The following is a 16,838-nucleotide window of genomic DNA, read 5'->3' as shown; positions in this document are numbered from 1 at the left end:
AATGGCTTGCAACAAAGGATTAAGCAAGCATAATATATTATCAAACTCAGCAAAGAAGTGCTTAAAATGAGTATAGCACAAGGCATACTGCCATTTAAACTGATTATTGAGAAATCCAAAGAGGTGGTCACATCTTTTGCAAGGTTACCTCTGGCATTAGAGACAATGAAGGCAATGAAGATACTAAAGCTTATAGCTAAGAATCTCAAGATAAAGAAGAACAGTGGCAAATACAGTGAAAGTGACTATATAGAGAACCTTCTTAGTTTATTTATCTCTGGAGGGGATTGTATAGATGATATAGAGAGGAAACTTGTCAAGAAAATTGTGTCTGTTTGTAAAATTTTGCATTAAACCTTACCCTGTTTGTATCTTCATCTTTTATGCTGGTATGATAGGCGTCAATTTTTATTATACTGCCACAAAAACTCTTACAGAGGGTAAAGGATAGGTTTGCTAAAATATCTATTCGAACGCTGAATAAGCCTGTAAAAAAGGCTTAAAAAACTGATTGGACAACACTGTCAGTCAAAAAAACCTCTCGCAGAAGTAAAAACAGTATTATCGGGAAATATTGTTACGGATTATGGAAAGGTGTATTAAAGCACTTTAAGAGGTGCTATTTTATGATAAAATAAATATTATGAATCAAGAATTAGCAAATGTTATAAAAATTTATTCTACTGGTTCTCATCAGGAATTAAGTAATTATTTGCATGGAAAGTAGAAAGATACACTTATAGGAATACTGGTAGATTTATTGACAATGTATATCAATGATAAAAATTCTTCCACCATAAGAGAATTTATTACTGTTACATTAGCAGGATATCAGCATAAAATAGGTAAAATTGGATACAATGGTTTTAGACATGATACTTTTATTCCAGGCCGAACAATAAAATGCGAAGCAAAACCAAAAAATGTTGATACGGAAGAATTTAAAAAGCATAGCAGGGGTGAAAGAAAAACCTCTCCAGCAAAATTAAATGGCGGTGGAAATTTTACTGATTATACGCCTAATAGATTAGAAAAAGACATTAAAGAAAAAGATTTAAATATGTTGGTTAGTGGTTTCATTGATGGAAAGCTCATTTATATAATTGAATTCCCATTTAATTGCCCAGATTTTGTAGAAAATTTAAAAATGCAAATTGAAAGATGGCAAACTAAATTGAGGGGTAGTAAGAGTATAAAGGGGCAGTTTTTAAGAAGCGCAACTTTTGATTATAGAAATTTTATTAAATGTAAAGAATTAAAAATTGTTTTTCTTCTAAGTAAAAATGAATTATACAGATATAGAAAGTATATAGCTAATGGTTTTTATGAATTTTTATTAAACAATGCAAAAAATGATTAAAGATTACTTAAACAAAATAATTTGTGGAGATGCTTTATGTGTTTTAAAATCCTTACCAACCGAAATTGTAGATGTTGGTGTTACCTCGCCGCCGTACAATAAGGGAGAGAATAAAAAGGGATGGTTAGTAGCTAATGTAAAATACTTGGGTGCCTCGGATAAATTACCTGAGGATTTATATCAACAAAATCAAATTGCTGTTTTGGATGAAATTTTCAGAATAACTAAACCGGGGGGGTCCTTTTTCTATAATCATAAAATTAGATGGGAAAGGGGGAAATTGTTACATCCTATGGATTGGCTAAGAAAAACGAAATGGGTGATAAGACAAGAAATAATTTGGGACAGAATGATTGCTGCAAATATAAGAGGCTGGAGGTTTTGGCAAGTTGAAGAAAGAATTTATTGGCTCTATAAACCAAAAGGGAATCATGTAATAGGTGAAGAATTAAAGCCCCAACATGCATTATTAACTTCTATTTGGAGATTTCCACCAGAAAGAAAAAATCCTCATCCCGCACCATTCCCTCTTGAATTACCTGTCCGATGTATTTACTCTGTTATGGACGGGAAGAAAAAAGGTATCGTATTGGATCCTTATTGTGGAAGTGGGACTACTTTAGTTGCCGCAAAAATATTAGGTTATGATTTTATTGGGATAGATATATCAGAAGAATATTGTAAATTTGCTGGAGATAGGCTCAAGAATTACCAAAATGAAGAAAAATTTGCCAAAGAGGAAATGGCAAAGCATATTGTAGTTAAAACTTTTAAAGAACGAAAACAAAAAGGAGAATTTACTGGAAAATATGGGAAGAAAAATAACAATTTAGAACTACAGTCAATTTTAAAACTTTTTGAATCAAAATAAAATTATGAAAAAATCACAAAAAAGAAGTTATCAATACAAAAGAGCAAAAGCATATCAACGCAAAGGAATACATAAAGGATGCCCCTGTTCTCCTGACTATATAAAAGTAGACGAAAAGGCGAAGTGAAAAATTGATCTAAACCAAATGTAAAATCGTCTGTGTAAATTTAATCCCTTGAAATTGAGAAAAAAGGGTGTATCCTCCAGGGGGGTTAATTAAATTAACTTTTTAAGAAAGGTGTAGGGGACTTTATCCAAAGGCAGTGAGGTGTATAGAGAAGGATTTAGAGGAATTATTGAACTTTTATTACACACCTTCTGCGATGTGGATGAAGTTTAGGACAACGAATGTAATAGAGAGGGCATCCAGGGAGGTGCGAAGAAGGACAAGACCGATAAGCTGTTTTAACAATACAGTAAGTATAGAGAGGATAGTCTATGCAGTGATGAGCAGACTCAATGAACAATGGAGAATACGCCCTTTAAAGGAATTTACACAGAGATCTTGACATAACCTAATCTCCTGAAAGAGCAGGCATATTTAGATCAAGGAGAACTATATCTGGCTTGGAATATCTTAAAAGTTTAATTGTGCCAAGCCAGCCATAATTTTGAATAACTGTGTAACCAGCTTTTTAGTTCCTTTGTTATTTTTAAGTCCATCTCATTGTCATCAATTAATAAAATTTTCCCCTATTCATTTTTTTCATTCTACAAAAGCAGCAGCTTTTTATTCTTACATCATTAAATCAAGAAACTTTCAAATGTTGTTCTGAAAAAGAAGATGGCATGAATCCTTGATAATTCTTGATGGAGCTGAGGGGAGTCGAACCCCCGACCTCTTGAATGCCATTCAGAAAAATACATTTTTTAATGTTATCTCATGTTACCTTTTGTTAGAGAAGTCAAGGGTTTGCACCTGTCTAATTTTTTGACAGTATGTGTTGTTTTTTAGTAGTAAGTGACACAATTACTGCACAGTGACACAGGAAAAAATGGTTGAAAGTCAGGTTATTCACTGCTTAAAAAGTGTGCAATTTTTGAAATAGCCCTTTTTAGAAACCAGCATGAATTCTTGTTTGGCAATGTAATCTCAAAAAGGGTAGTCCACTTCCGTGACAGGGAAGAGGTCTTAAATAGCCATTTTTTGCTAATTATTAAACAATATCTTTTCTTTTTGAAATGTCATAAAACAGACAGTAAAATAGGAGTTGTTTATAGCTTATATAGGAAATTTTAATAGAAGTTAAAGGTAAGCGTTAAGACTTAGATTTGTGTTTTCTTTGTAAAGAGAAAAGCTCAGGCATAAGTTGTTTTAGCTCTTCATACAGCTCATCTCTTTCATTTGTATCTTTCTCTTCCTTAAGCTTTTTAACAACTATTCTTACATCATCAGGTAATTCATTAATCTTTCTGAAAAGCCTTTCTAATCTCTTTTTTATAGTTGGATGATGTCTTCTGCATTGAGGACAGTATAAAGACCATGTTCCTTTCTTAGGAGTAAATCTAACACCACAGATAAGACACTGTCTTTTACCTTCTTTATAAAAATTAACCTTATCTAATGGTGGCTCTTCAAGCCTTTCAAAAATCTCAACCACAACATCAACAAACCTATCAAGACTAATAAGTTCAAGATTATTGTTTAAAGCTTGTCTGCTGATAAGATAATTGGTTAGTTTTCTTGCCATTTCATTAAACTCTGTTCTATATCTTGCTATGTGTTTTGAGAAAAGGCTTGCAAGATTTAAAGATTTAAAAGAATGAACAGAAGATAAAAGCTGTTCTGAGGTTATTCTCTTGTTGGTTTTCCTGAGAATGCCTATCAGGTAGTGTTGCTTAATCAAAAGAGCAAGAACCCTCAGGACATCAAAATCCTCATCTTTTTCAAAATGAATATTAAAAAATATCTTGCCCTCTATAGTTAGTTTAGATTTGTAATACTCGTTCAAAGCTTTCATGTTTTCTTTATATTTATCCTTTCTAAGAAACATGAACATTACTGTTAACAGAATAAGATTGTTTACATAAGCTTTACTGTCTTTTAAATTCCATGCATAATAAGCATCCTTAATTTTCCCAGTCAAACATGTGCTTTCTGGATAACCAATCTCTGGAAGTATCCATCTTTTAATGAAAGACCTGAACTGGTCAATGCTTTGAAAAATCTTGCTTTTTACTAAAATTAAACCTTCCTCTGGATACCAAAAAACCTTTAATAAATCTTTCATTTTTGTCTCCTTAATAAAGTGTTATTTTTCTTATTATAGCACATGTCACTTGAAAAAAGCAATAACACGTAAGAAAAATTAAAATAAAAGAAAAAAAGGGAGGTTAAGCTATGAGGGGGCAAAACTGTAATCTCATAAGCACAGCTCGATGTTTTCTAAGGGCTGGCTTTTCAGTCGTGCCTGTGGCTCCGAATTCAAAAAAACCAGCTATTCCATGGAAAGAGCTGTCTTTTAAATATTTGCACACTGAGCTTGTTGAACATACTTTTAACCATAACTCAAATATTGCAATAGTGACAGGAAAGATATCTGGTATAACTGTTGTTGATGTGGACGAACCTGATCAATTCAACAAATTTTATAATTTTGATGAGCTTATGGAATACGCCAGTGTAGTGGTAAAAACAGCCCGTGGCTATCACTTCTGGTTCAAGTATGATCCTGAAATCAAAACAATGCAGCGTCAGGAACTCGGTTTTGATATAAAAAATGACCATGCTTTGGTTCTAACGCCGCCTTCAAAAATCAATGAGCATCAGTATTCTTTCATGAAATCAGAGGAGCTTAAAACCATTCCAGAGGATTTTAAGAGGAAAATCCTCTCTTTGCAAAATCCAAAATTTTTGAGCTCAGCAAAAACTGGAAGAGTGGTAAATCTTAATGTGCCTTTGGACGAATTCTTGAAACATTTTGAGGTTAAAAAGATTTGGACAAACAATGGGATAGAGGTTTTTAGAGCAATTTGTCCAGCCCACGACGATACCGAGCCATCTCTGGACATTTGGCAGGAAGGCAACGAAATTAAATTAAAATGTTGGGCTGGATGTAAAAAGGAAGATATTTTAAGAGCTGTAGGATTAGAGGAGAAAGAAAAAGAAGATAGAGAGCGTATCAACTGTGCAAAGAAACTTTTAGAACTCATGCAAGGTTTTGAACTCTGGTTAAACCAAAATAATGAAGAATTTATCACAATTCTCTGTAATGGTTCTAATAAAAACTTAAAAATTGCTTCTTCCGAGTTTAGAAAACTCTTGCAAGGAATTGCCCTCAGGGCTGGAATACTTGCTTATCCAACTGCAATTTCAATGGCTGTGGAGCATCTGGCTGGTCTGGCACAGTTAAATCAAAAGAAATACAATACTTACATCAGGATAGGGGAAAGTTGCGATTTCAAAGAACTTTATCTGGGTAACAACCAAGTTGTTAGAATCTGGAAGGATAAAATTGAGATCGGGGCTCCTAAACTTAAATTTGTTGAACCAGTGGGGTTCTTACTTTTACCAGAACCTGACCTGAACGCAGACAGTAATAGTTGGTATTTTCTTAAAAGGATAATTAACACATCAGAGGAAAATTTGATCCTTTGTTTGGCATGGTTGGTCAATCTTTTTAAGCTCCAAAATGAACAGCCTATTTTGAATGTTACAGGGGAAAGAGAAGGTCTTGGAAAAACAAGTGTTTCCAAAATCTTAAAGTGCCTCATAGATCCAACCCTAACACCTATAAAACCTCTCCCACATGACGAGGTTGATATTCTATGCCTGAGCTTGTCAAATCTCGTGCTTGCCTTTGATAATATAAGCCATATCACTTCATCTATGTCGGACTGTTTATGCAGAATATCAACTGGCTCAGCTCTTGCAAGGAGAAGGCTTTACACGGATAATGAAGTAGTTCAGTATTTTGTGAAAAACCCGATCATCCTTAACGGAATCTCCCTTATTGCAGAAAGAAGAGATTTAAGAAGGAGGATGTTAACAATTGAATTGCTTCAACCTGAAAGAATAATTCCTCAGTATGTGTTAGAGAAAGAGTTCAAACAAATCCAACCTTTGCTTTTAGGCTGGTTGATTAGAGCAGTTCAAGAAACTTTGAATGAATTTGAAGATGAAGATTACGACTTAACTGATTTAGCAAGTTTTGTTCAGAACGTTGGTAAAATTAAAAACTTTCCAGTCTCAGGAGTTCAATTTAGCGAGTTATTAAAAAATAACCGAGAAAAAGCAACCCTTGAAGTTGTTTTTGACGACCCAGTAATCAGTTTGATCATAGAACAATTAAAGGATAGAGATAGCTGGGAAATCTCAGCTACAAACTTTTTGGAAAAACTTCATGAGAAGCATTCAAAAAATCAGTTTCAGCTTAAACAATTGCCTAAGACTCCAAACGCCTTAGGGAGAAAAATAAGGTCATATTTAACCGACTTGGAAACCCTGGGGATAAAAACCCAGTTTTCCAGAAACGAAAACTTTAGACTTTTTTGTTTTAAAAAATTACCTAATTTCTTGTCAGTGTTGTCATCTTGTCATTTTTCTAATAAAATCAATAATTTTTTGCATGACGACAGCATGTCAACAAATGTCAGCATGACAACAAATGTTGTCAGCCTGACAACAAATGACAACAACCTGACAACAGCTGACAACAACAATCAATCTCTTGTCAGCCATAACTCATTGAAAAATAAGGAAAATTCCAATCCTGACGACACTGACAACAAAAAGAACAATTTTTTAAAACAAAAAGAAAATGAAGAGGAGGATTTTGAAATATGGTAATAGAGTCTGTTGGTGATCAACTAAAGGCAAAAAAGAAAGATATGGCACAGTTCAAATCTCTAATTGAGAAAGCAGGCTTAGTTAAGCAAGATATCCTCAACATGTTCAGGGATGAATACGGAAATCATAACAAAGTTTGCCCTAAGCCTGACATCTTTTTAGAAGTAACAGAGGATTACAAACTTATCTTTCATTGCAAAACATGCAAAGCACCATCCTACTATTACCAGAATGTGCTTAGAAAAAGACTTGTCCCAGAACCAACTCCTGTTTTTGGTAAAGAAGAGGAACCAGAACCTGTTGAAGAAAAACATTCTTTTTCTGAAGCAGAACATAAACCTTCCTATGATGAGATAGTTAGCAAAAGCAAAGGCATATCTCTGAATAGAAAATGTGTTGTCTGTGGTGCTGATAGCTGGATTATTCTGAAACCAAACTCACGGAAAACATCCATTCAATGCACTTATTGCAAACATACAGAACTCCACATTTTTAGAAAGGAGGTGAGAAATTGCCAGAACTAACTTTTAAAGAAGAGGAGATTAAAGCCCTTGCTAAGGAGATAGTCAAAGAGCTTATTCCTCTTCTTAAAAGCCAGAGCAAAGATGATGAGATACTTGACTTCAATCAAGCATGTGAGTTTCTGAAGTGCAAAAAGACATGGCTTTACTCCAAAGTCAGCAACAATGAAATACCTTACATTAAAACAGGCAAGTATTTGAAGTTTAGAAAGTCTGAGCTTTCTAAATGGCTTGAAAAAAACATAAGCTTTAAGATTTAAGAAAATTAAACCATATAAAAAAGTAACATTTGTTTTAGTGTTTTTAAACAACAGAACAAAGTAACACATAAAAGCTTAGTGAACCAAAAGAAAAAGAACAACAATTTTTTGCAGTGATACTAAAAAAGAAAGGATGCTTTATGAAAAAGAAAGTTAGATTTACAGACTTGTCTAAAAAGAAGAAAGCACAAGTTGTCCTCTATCTTTACTCTATGAAGCCCTTTAGTAAACAACATAAGCTCATTATGAAGTTTGTTGACAAATGTTTACCTGAAAACTTACAGAGACTGTTCTATGACAATTACAGCTATTTAGATTTTATATCAGAAAACAGAAAGAGATTACAGAGAGCTTTACTTATCTCTGTTAGCTCTTTATTCTATAAAACCAACAATACAAAACCAAATCTTATTAGAACCTTCAATAATCTTGTCAGTTATGTTAGAAAGTATAAGAAAGCTCTCTAAGACTTCTTAATTTTGGAAGTTTCTTCAAGCATCTGTCAACTCTTAACTCTATAAACTCTATGAACTCTATAAACCCTCTCTATACCATCAAAAAAAACATTCATTTAAATGCCTTTATTTTGAGTTTTTTTAACCTGACCTATACCTAAAATAGGTCTAAAACAAAAATTAAAAATAAGGGCATTAGAATGAATTCTGGAACGTTTTCAAGTAATGACAATGGTTTGAAGGGTATTTTTTTTTCTGGGGGGGGAAATGAAGGATAGGCAATCGTATCACATGCCTGTGTTGTCCATCATGTCCTCACCAGACTTTTCTAACATTCTTCATTTTTTAAACAAAACCTCAAGTATCCAATTGTTAGCTTTTCTTATAAACAAAGCTTATTGCTTTTATAAAAAGAATTCATTGACACAATTACTAACACAGTCAACTTTTACCCTTTAAAAATCAATCACTTACAAGGCTTTTTCTTGATTGTTAATCAAGTTACCTCTTTCTCTTTTATTACTGCTGGATAGGTTTTGTTACTTATATTTATTTAAGCACTTGACAAAAATGAACAGTGTTCTATATAATTGTATAAAAAGCAACAAGGAGAGGATATGGACTGGAACAAGGAGACAATTAGAAAGTTTAGGAAAGATTTAAGAATGACACAGAAAGAGTTTGCCAAGATGATTGGAGTTACAGTTAGGTATGTTACTTATCTTGAAACTGGAAAGAGAAAAGCAAGCAGTGTCTTAAAGAAACTTCTTGACTGTCTTTATGAAAAATACAGAGGAAAGGGGGTGATAGAATGAAAGAGAATACAGCAATTGTAAAAGCCTGTAATATTATGGCTTATCTTTTAATCATTGTATGCCTTCTGGGCATCATTAAATTAATCTTCTTTTAAGGGGAGGGATAAGTATGAAAACAAGAGGCATTTTTAAAAGAGGTAATGTTTACTGGATAAGGTATGCAGACCCTACAGGAAAAATTGTAAGAGAAAGTGCAAAGACTAAGAATATCAATGAAGCAATAAAACTCTTAGCTAAAAGAAAAGCTGAGGTTGCAGAAGGAAAGTATCCTGAAAAGATTGTTATTAAGAATCATACCTTTCAGGAACTATGTGATAAGTATTCAGAATGGGCTTCTATCCAGAGGTCTTTTAAAAGAAACAAACTTTACCTTATCTGTGAATTAAAAGAAAAATTTGGTAATCTTATTTTAAGAAGATTTACAACACAGCTTGTTGAGCAATTCCAGGTTGAGCTTATTAAACAAGGCAAAAAGCCAGCAACCATTAACAGGAAGCTTGCTTGTCTTAAGCACATGTTTACAAAAGCAGTTGAATGGAACATGATTGAGGAAGAGGTTTTAAAGAGAGTTAGAAAGGTTAAGTTTCTCAAAGAAAACAACAGAAGACTTAGATACCTTTCAGAAGAGGAAATTCATAAATTGCTTTCTTGTTGTGACAAACATCTTTATCCAATTGTCTTTACTGCATTAAATACAGGAATGAGGAAAGAAGAGATTTTGTCTTTAAAGTGGGACAATATTGACCTTAAGAGTGGATACATCCATGTTGAGAAAACAAAAAACTTTGAAAGAAGAGACGTTCCTATGAATGAGGCTTTGTTGTCTCTTTTTAGAAAACTGTTTGTTGAAAGAAAGATAGGGCTTGATTATGTCTTTGTTAATCCTGAAACAAACAACAGATACTTTGATGTAAAAAGAGCTTTCAACAGTGCTTGTAAAAAAGCTGGAATTAAAGACTTCCACTTTCATGACTTGAGACATACATTTGCAAGTCATCTTGTTATGAGTGGAGTTGACCTTACAACTGTTAAAGAGTTATTAGGGCATAAAGACCTAAAGATGACCTTAAGATACTCACACTTAGCACCAGAACACAAAAATAAAGCAGTAACATGTCTGAATCGTTTGTTTTTAACAACAAAAAAAGTTAGTGGCACAAAAACTGACACAGTCTGGAATTTTTAGGATTGTATCATGTGGTGCAAACCCTTGATAATTCTTGATGGAGCTGAGGGGAGTCGAACCCCCGACCTCTTGAATGCCATTCAAGCGCTCTCCCAACTGAGCTACAGCCCCGATTTTTTAAAAATAACACATAGGCATGTCATTTTGTCAATTACTATTAATTTTTCTTGCTTTTTTAAGGTATAATTAAGAAACTGCACAAGCGAGAGGTATTTGAAATGTCAAAGTTTTTGATTTTTCTATTGCTTGTCTTTCTCACAATTATCGGACTTTTTGCCATGGAAAATAAAGAAATGGTAATTCTTAAAGTACCATTTGGCGCATCCTATGAAATGCCCAAAATAGGATTAATGCTTCTTTCTTTAAGTTTTGGAGCATTTTTTGTTTTTATTGTCTTTTTTATTAGAGATACAAGCAACCTAATAACTAAATTTCAGTTGCAGAAAAAGCAAAAAAAAGAAGAAAAAATAAAGGACTACTATGCAAAGGCACTTAATGCTATCATGAAGGACAAAGTTCAAGAAGCAAAAGAAGCGTTACAGGAGATTTTAAAAGAAGAACCTGAGCATGTAGATGCTCTCATAAGGCTTGGAGACCTCTCAATGAAGGAAGAAGACTATAAAACTGCACTTAAATATTATAAAAAAGCTTATGAACTTGATCCTAAAAATATTGTTCCTCTTTTTTCTCTTGAAAATGTCATGGAAAAAATGAATGAAAATGAACTTGCTCTTAAATATATTGAACAGATCATGAATCTTGAACCAGATAGTCCTCTGGCGCATTACAAGATGAGAAATATTCTGGAACGGCTTGAAAAATGGGAAGAACTGATCAGCATTCAGAAAAAGATTCTAAAACTTGTTCCTGAATATAAAAGAGCAGAAGAGGAAAAAAAGCTTGCAGGATATACATATGAATATGGAAGGGTAAACATTGAATCAGGTGAAATTGAACAGGCTGAAAGAGTTTTTTCAAGCCTTATTAAGACTTATCCAGATTTTGTTCCTGCCTATCTTGGAATGACAGAGGTTATTCTTTCAAAAGAAGGAGTTGAGGAAGCAATTGATTTTCTCAGAAAATCATATGAAGATTTAAAATCAAAGCTTTTGCTCATAAGGCTTGAAGACTTACTTATTAGTATAGGAGATCCTAAAAGACTGATTCAATTTTATCTTAAAGCAATAAATGAAAAGCCTGATGATGTGGAGCTTAAATTTCTCCTTGGCAGACTTTACTATCGTCTGGAAATGATTGATGATGCTATAGAAATTTTATCTTCTATTGATCCAGCTATATGCTCAACTCCAAAGCTACATTGCATAAAGGGATATCTTTATCTGAGAAGAAATCAGATTATGAAAGCTGTTTCTGAATTTAGAGAACTTTGCCCTGAAACAAAAGTATCAACCCTGTCTTACTTATGCAGAGAATGTCATTCCACATTTGAAGAATGGACAGGAAGATGTCCAGTTTGTGGCATGTGGAATAGTTTTGAGGTTGACCTGAGAGGCTGTGAAATTCTGAAATGATTGATTTTTTTTGTAGAAAACGAAAGATAGTTCTTGATACAAGCGTTTTTGTTAATCCTGATATCAGAAATTTTTTTGGTGAAAGTCCTGAACAGGCAGTCTTAGAATTTATAAAAATAGCTAAAAAAGCTAAAAATCTTGAATTTTATATTCCTTCTACTGTTTTTAAGGAGTTAATGTATTTTTTAGATGAAAAAAAAATTCCAGAAGATTTTTATTTTTTAATCAGAATCAAATCTCCTGATAAACACAGAAGTGTTTGCCCTGCAATATTTTTTTATGAGCTTGTTGAAGAAATGAGGCAAAGGATAAACAAAGGCTTGAGAGTTGCAGAGAATGCTGTAAGAAATGCCACTCAAAAAGAGCCTGATGAAGTTATTAAGGATTTAAGGAAAAAATACAGGGAAGCACTTCGTGAAGGTATAATTGACAGCAAAGAAGATGTGGATCTGATTTTTCTGTCCATGGAGCTTAAAGCAACACTGGTAACAGGTGATCAGGGTTTAATTAAATGGGCTGATAAACTCGGAATTGAATGGATTGTACCGGAAAAATTTAAAGAGTTTTTACTTTCTGCCACGCAATGAACTCCAGAAATTTCCAATTTTTCTAAATTTTTCATATCTTTTTTTAAGAAGTTCCTCTATTGGTATTTTACCAAGTTCAGTTGCAGTGCTGATTATTTTATTTTTAATTCTTTTACCTGTTTCCTGTGGTTCCCTGTGAGCTCCACCCGGTGGTTCAGGAATTATGTCATCAATAATCCCGAATTTCTTCAAATCCTGGGCTGTAAGTTTAAGTTCTTCAGCTGCTCTCATGTAGTCTTCCACTCCCACATCAGAATTCTTTTTCCAAAGGATTGCTGCACATCCTTCAGGAGAAATAACTGAATAAACAGAATGTTCAAGCATAAAAATTTTATCACAAACACTTATTGCAAGAGCTCCTCCACTTCCACCTTCACCTATGACAATTCCAATCAAAGGTATTTTAAGCAGAGACATCTTCATAAGATTTGTTGCAATTGCCTCAGCTTGACCTCTTTCTTCAGCACCTATACCTGGAAAAGCACCTGGAGTATCAATCATTGTAATAACAGGTATGGAAAATCTCTCTGCCAGCTTCATGACTCTTAATGCTTTTCTGTATCCTTCTGGATGAGCCTGCCCAAAGTTTCGGTAAATTCTTTCTTTTATTGTTCTACCTTTCTGATGCCCTATAACTGCATATGAATTTCCATCAATTTTTCCAAATCCTGCTACTACAGCAGGATCATCTCCAAAACGACGGTCTCCATGCAGCTCAATAAAATCCTCAAAAATCATTGAAATATAGTCAAGAGTATAAGGTCTTTCAGGATGTCTTGCAATCTGTGTCTTCTGCCATGCATTAAGATTTGAGTAGACTTCAGCTTTTAACTCTTTTAATTTCTTATTAAGCCTTTTTATCTCCTGAGTAAGATCAATATCACTGCCATCTGAGAGCTTTTTCAGTTCTTCAATTTTTGTTTCTAACTCCTGAATGGGCTTTTCAAAGTCAAGATAATAAGTCATAGTATCCTCACCTGACAATTTTCAATTTTTTGTATTTTTGTTTCAAAATCAAGGCATGGTCCCAAGGAACTTGAAATTATAACATGATAATCAGGAAGATTTAAACATATGTATACTTTGCCTTCTCCATTACGGGTTTCTTCAAGACATTGTCTTATTTCTTTCAAAGTTTTGTAAGCTTTCTCTGTGTCTGAGCAATCAATGCTTAGTTCATACTTTATTTTTAAATCCTCATTTTTCAGATCCTCTATCTGTCTTGCAAGAAATCTTGTTGAATCAGGAGATTTAAATACGATGCCCTTAATGATAATTGAGTTTTTTTCTGTTAAAATACTGCTACACTTTTTAAAAAGTTCAGGATAAATTACAACTTCAACTCTGCCAGTTTCATCTTCTATTGTTATGTAAGCAGTTACTCCTTTTTCCTTTGCTTTACTTTTCACTTCTTCCACAATGCCTGCTATTTTTATTTCCTGCTCCTGCTCAGTTTCAGTAATATCTTCTGCTGTATCAAAAATATCAGCAATTGTACAGATTCCCATCTTATTCAAAACAGTTCTAAGTGGCTTCATAGGATGTCCAGTAAGATAAAAACCAAGTGCAGCCTTTTCCTCAGTTAATACTGTATCATTATCCCATGGCTCTATGTTGTGCTCAGTTAAAAATAATCCACCCGGTAGTTTATTGCCTTTAAAGGATAAAAGTTCATGCATTGCTATAGCTCTTGCCTGATTGGCATTGTATTGAGGATAAAGAGAATCAAATGCTCCTGCTTTAATAAGAGATTCTATAACTTTTTTATTAACTTTTCTTGTGTCAACTCTGCTGAGGAAATCCGTCATTGAGGTAAATTTTTTCTTTTTTCTTTCATTAAGAATACATTGTAAAGCAGAGCCTCCAACACCTTTGACAGCTTCAAGCCCAAATCTTATAGAATTTTCCCTTACAGTAAAGACTCTATCGCTTTCATTTATGTCAGGTCCTTTTATTTCTATTCCCCAGGCTTTGCATTCATTAATAAATTTCACAATTTTGTTTGTGTCTCCCATTTCATTTGAAAGGTTTGCTGCAAAAAATTCCTTAGGATAGTGCAGTTTTAAGTAGGCTGTAATATATGCTAAATAAGCATAAGCAGCAGAATGAGATTTATTAAAGCCATATTCAGCAAAAGCTGCCATTATATTAAATAAAGCTTCTGCTTTATCCTGAGGAATTCCATTTCTTTGGGCACCCTGAACAAACTCTTCCTTAAGACTCATCAGCAGCTCTGGAATTTTTTTACCCATTGCTTTTCTTAAAACATCTGCCTGTCCCATTGTGAAACCAGCAATTTTATTGGCAATTTTCATAACCTGCTCTTGATAAAGAATTACTCCATAAGTTTCATCAAGTATTTCTTTAAGCTCTGGTAGGTCATACTCAATGGGAATCACTCCCTTTTTCCTTTTTATAAAATCATCCACCATACCACTACCAAGGGGTCCTGGTCTGTATAATGCTACAAGAGCAATGAGGTCTTCAAATCTCTGAGGCTCCATTCTCTTGAGTAATTCTCTCATGCCTCTGCTTTCAAGCTGGAATACTCCTGTTGTCTGTCCTGAGCAAAGAAGTTGATAGGTTTCAGCATCATTGAGAGGAATATTTTCTAAACTCAACTCTTTACCCTGGGCTTTAACATATTTTATCGTATCATCAATAACAGTAAGAGTTTTAAGACCTAAAAAGTCAAATTTAAGTAATCCAATATCTTCCAGAGCTTTCATATCAAACTGAGTTATTACAGTTTCTTCACCAGGATTTTTATAAAGAGGCATCATATCCTCAAGAGGCTCTGGAGAGATGACAACTCCTGCTGCATGTTGAGAGGCATGTCTTACAAGTCCTTCCAGTCTTAAAGCAATGTCAATCAATTCTTTCACAGTTTCATATTTGTCGTAAAGTTCCTTAAGTCTTGGCTCCAGATTTAAAGCCTGCTGTAAAGATGGACATGCGAAGGGTATCATTTTTGCAATTTTATCTACCTCACCATATGGAATGTTTAACGCTCTTCCCACATCTCTTACAACTGCTCTTGCTGCCATTGTGCCAAAAGTTATAATGTGGGCAACTTTATCTTTTCCATATTTTTCTGTAACATATTTAATTACTTCCTCTCTTCTGTCTTTGCAAAAATCAACATCAATATCAGGCATTGTTATTCTTTCAGGATTTAAAAATCTTTCAAAAAGCAGTCCGTATTTTATAGGATCTATATCAGTAATCTTGAGTGCATATGCAACAAGGCTTCCTGCTGCTGAACCTCTTCCTGGTCCAACAGGAATTTTTTTTCTTCTTGCATAGTTTATAAAATCCCATACAATAAGAAAGTATGAAACAAACCCCATATCTGTTATAACTTTGAGCTCTTCTTCAAGACGATTTATATAGTTTTCAGGAACATTGCCATTAAATCTCTCTTTTAATCCTTCCTGAGCAAGTCGTTTTAAATATTCTTCTGCTGAATATCCATCGGGAACATGGTATTTTGGAAGTTTGTATTCGCCAAGTTTAAAATGGAAGTTACATCTTGAGGAAATCTCAAGAGTATTTTTTAGTGCTTCTGGAATTTCCATAAATGCTGAATACATCTCTTCTGGAGATTTAAAATAAAACTCATCTGTCTGAAACTTAAGTCTTTTTTCATCTTTTATGGTTTTGCCTGTCTGAATGCAAAGCAGGATCTCATGTGCCCTTGCATCTGACCTGTGAAGATAGTGACAGTCATTGGTTGCAACAAGAGGAATGTTGAATTTTTTTGAGATTTCTATTAATCCTCTATTTGCAATTTCCTGCTCAGCAAGGCTGTTTGACTGGATTTCAAGGAAAAAATTCTTACCAAATAGCTCTTTTAATTTTTTTGCTATTTTTTCAGCCCTTTCAATGTTTCCATAGACAATGTTGTACGGGATTTCCCCTTTAAGACATCCAGAAAGAGCAATGAGTCCTTTATGATGAGAGCTTAAAAGTTCCATATCAATTCTTGGTTTGTAGTAAAACCCTTCAGTATAAGCCAAACTAATAAGTCTGGTAAGATTTCTGTATCCTTCCTCGTTTTCTACTAAAAGAGTAAGATGAAATGATGCTTCCTCTGGCATTCCAGGGTCTTTATTTATCTTTGTTTTGTCAAACCGACTTTTGGGAGCTACATATACCTCGCAGCCTATAATTGGTTTTATACCTGCTTTAGTGGCTTTTTTATAAAACTCCACAACTCCAAAAAGATTTCCATGATCAGTTATAGCGACAGCAGGCATTTTGTATTTTTTTGCCTGTTCAATTAATTCATCAATTTTTATTGCTCCATCAAGAAGGCTATATTCTGTATGCAAATGAAGATGGACAAACTCCTGAATGCTCATATTATGAATGTTAAAATTTTGCCCTCCATTAAGTCAATTTCAGAGGCTCAGGATAGAGCTATGAATGTGTTAGAGAAGGGAGGGGATATGTCCCCTCC

14 protein-coding genes, 1 tRNA gene and 1 pseudogene are annotated in these 16,838 nt (G+C 33.9%); 12 read left to right on the top strand and 4 right to left on the bottom strand.

Features of this window, described 5'->3' with window-relative positions; genetic code table 11:
• Window positions 1-66: 66 nt before the first annotated feature.
• The 4 genes and pseudogenes from ACYQ3X_RS09905 to ACYQ3X_RS09890 form a co-directional block, all read left to right on the top strand.
• Window positions 67-354 (top strand): hypothetical protein, encoded by a 288-nt coding sequence (locus ACYQ3X_RS09905; protein ID WP_460181645.1) that lies wholly within the window; start codon window positions 67-69, stop codon window positions 352-354.
• Between the two features lie 412 nt (window positions 355-766).
• Window positions 767-1,360, top strand: a complete 594-nt coding sequence (locus tag ACYQ3X_RS09900) for a hypothetical protein (protein WP_460181644.1) — start codon at window positions 767-769, stop codon at window positions 1,358-1,360.
• Window positions 1,344-2,231, top strand: coding sequence for a DNA-methyltransferase (locus ACYQ3X_RS09895; protein WP_460181643.1), 888 nt, complete (start codon window positions 1,344-1,346; stop codon window positions 2,229-2,231). The genes ACYQ3X_RS09900 and ACYQ3X_RS09895 overlap by 17 nt, the downstream gene beginning before the upstream one ends.
• A 260-nt stretch (window positions 2,232-2,491) precedes the next feature.
• Window positions 2,492-2,740, top strand: a pseudogene (locus tag ACYQ3X_RS09890) (transposase); the annotation flags it as partial.
• A 750-nt stretch (window positions 2,741-3,490) separates the two neighbouring features.
• On the opposite strand, the gene ACYQ3X_RS09885 reads toward ACYQ3X_RS09890, so the two are convergent.
• Complete coding sequence (locus ACYQ3X_RS09885) at window positions 3,491-4,462, bottom strand: hypothetical protein (protein ID WP_460181642.1); 972 nt, start codon at window positions 4,460-4,462, stop codon at window positions 3,491-3,493.
• A 110-nt stretch (window positions 4,463-4,572) separates the two neighbouring features.
• Between ACYQ3X_RS09885 and ACYQ3X_RS09880 the strand changes: the two genes are divergently transcribed.
• The 6 genes from ACYQ3X_RS09880 (at window position 4,573) to ACYQ3X_RS09855 (ending at window position 10,257) form a co-directional block, all read left to right on the top strand.
• Window positions 4,573-7,020, top strand: a complete 2,448-nt coding sequence (locus ACYQ3X_RS09880; protein WP_460181641.1) for a bifunctional DNA primase/polymerase — start codon at window positions 4,573-4,575, stop codon at window positions 7,018-7,020.
• Complete coding sequence (locus tag ACYQ3X_RS09875) at window positions 7,014-7,544, top strand: hypothetical protein (RefSeq protein WP_460181640.1); 531 nt, start codon at window positions 7,014-7,016, stop codon at window positions 7,542-7,544. The genes ACYQ3X_RS09880 and ACYQ3X_RS09875 overlap by 7 nt, the downstream gene beginning before the upstream one ends.
• Complete coding sequence (locus ACYQ3X_RS09870) at window positions 7,532-7,801, top strand: helix-turn-helix domain-containing protein (protein WP_460181639.1); 270 nt, start codon at window positions 7,532-7,534, stop codon at window positions 7,799-7,801. The genes ACYQ3X_RS09875 and ACYQ3X_RS09870 overlap by 13 nt, the downstream gene beginning before the upstream one ends.
• Before the next feature lie 140 nt (window positions 7,802-7,941).
• Window positions 7,942-8,268 carry a hypothetical protein gene (locus tag ACYQ3X_RS09865; RefSeq protein ID WP_460181638.1) on the top strand — a complete coding sequence of 109 codons (327 nt, stop codon included), beginning with the start codon at window positions 7,942-7,944 and terminating at the stop codon, window positions 8,266-8,268.
• A gap of 605 nt (window positions 8,269-8,873) precedes the next feature.
• Complete coding sequence (locus ACYQ3X_RS09860; protein ID WP_460181637.1) at window positions 8,874-9,071, top strand: helix-turn-helix domain-containing protein; 198 nt, start codon at window positions 8,874-8,876, stop codon at window positions 9,069-9,071.
• A 109-nt stretch (window positions 9,072-9,180) separates the two neighbouring features.
• A complete protein-coding gene (locus ACYQ3X_RS09855; protein WP_460181636.1) occupies window positions 9,181-10,257 on the top strand; it encodes a tyrosine-type recombinase/integrase in 1,077 nt (358 codons plus the stop codon).
• A gap of 38 nt (window positions 10,258-10,295) precedes the next feature.
• Here the strand turns inward: ACYQ3X_RS09855 and ACYQ3X_RS09850 are convergent.
• Window positions 10,296-10,368: transfer RNA gene (locus tag ACYQ3X_RS09850), tRNA-Ala, on the bottom strand.
• 107 nt (window positions 10,369-10,475) lie between these two features.
• On the opposite strand from ACYQ3X_RS09850, the gene ACYQ3X_RS09845 reads away from it, so the two are divergent.
• Window positions 10,476-11,789: a tetratricopeptide repeat protein gene (locus ACYQ3X_RS09845; RefSeq protein ID WP_460181635.1), complete on the top strand. Its 1,314-nt coding sequence runs from the start codon at window positions 10,476-10,478 to the stop codon at window positions 11,787-11,789.
• Window positions 11,786-12,376, top strand: a complete 591-nt coding sequence (locus ACYQ3X_RS09840; RefSeq protein ID WP_460181634.1) for an RNA ligase partner protein — start codon at window positions 11,786-11,788, stop codon at window positions 12,374-12,376. The genes ACYQ3X_RS09845 and ACYQ3X_RS09840 overlap by 4 nt, the downstream gene beginning before the upstream one ends.
• On the opposite strand, the gene ACYQ3X_RS09835 is transcribed toward ACYQ3X_RS09840, so the two are convergent.
• Both ACYQ3X_RS09835 and dnaE read right to left on the bottom strand, forming a co-directional pair.
• Window positions 12,356-13,342, bottom strand: coding sequence for an acetyl-CoA carboxylase carboxyltransferase subunit alpha (locus tag ACYQ3X_RS09835; protein ID WP_460181633.1), 987 nt, complete (start codon window positions 13,340-13,342; stop codon window positions 12,356-12,358). The two genes, ACYQ3X_RS09840 and ACYQ3X_RS09835, sit on opposite strands and share 21 nt — an antisense overlap.
• Window positions 13,339-16,740, bottom strand: coding sequence for a DNA polymerase III subunit alpha (gene dnaE / locus ACYQ3X_RS09830; protein WP_460181632.1), 3,402 nt, complete (start codon window positions 16,738-16,740; stop codon window positions 13,339-13,341). The genes ACYQ3X_RS09835 and dnaE overlap by 4 nt, the downstream gene beginning before the upstream one ends.
• Window positions 16,741-16,838 lie beyond the last annotated feature (98 nt).

This window comes from Thermodesulfovibrio sp. TK110 (assembly GCF_054658355.1).
The sequence above is the reverse complement of the archived record's forward strand: the minus strand, read 5'-3'. Positions and strand labels throughout refer to the sequence as shown.